Source organism: Mycoplasma sp. Z386 (assembly GCF_054343375.1).
In genome coordinates this window covers 1-518 of the sequence record NZ_JBTGVC010000041.1, presented here as the reverse complement: position 1 = coordinate 518, position 518 = coordinate 1, and the positions used below count along the sequence as shown (strand labels likewise).

At 20.5% G+C, this 518-nt stretch carries 1 protein-coding gene; it reads right to left on the bottom strand.

Annotation, left to right across the window (positions count from 1 at the left end; genetic code table 4):
- Positions 1-85: 85 nt before the first annotated feature.
- A partial coding sequence (locus ACXX85_RS03980) for a transposase (RefSeq protein ID WP_458560690.1) occupies positions 86-518 on the bottom strand: 433 nt, incomplete at its 5' end.

Below are 518 nucleotides of genomic sequence, written 5' to 3'. Positions count from 1 at the left end.
TCCTGCGTTTCCCAGTTAATAGGGAAAAAATACAAATAGTGCTGTTTTACAGCACTTTTCGTTTGCTTTTTTAAAAATTTACTTGCTATTTTATGTATTTTATATATTCATCATAAAAATTTCAAGCCATTACTGATAATTCGTTATCTAATCTTTTAAAAGTTAATAATTTATTGCTATTTCTATCTTCTTCTGTCATATAAATTAAATTTTTTAAAATTAAAATAAATTTTTCATCTGTAATTTTTTGTATTATTCCATTATCTTTATAGAAATTTTTTATTTTTAATAAAAACATTTTCAAAATTCATAATGATAAAAAAGAAAATAATACATGTCCTTGGATGTGTTTAGTTGTATAAACATACATTGGTCTAATTTGTAAATTATTTTTTAATGTTCTAAAATTTTCTTCTATTTTTCATTGCATTGAGTATATTTCTACAACTTTTAATGGATCTAAATCCTTTAAAGAAGTTTCATATACATAATAACCATCAAATTTTTGATCATTTGAA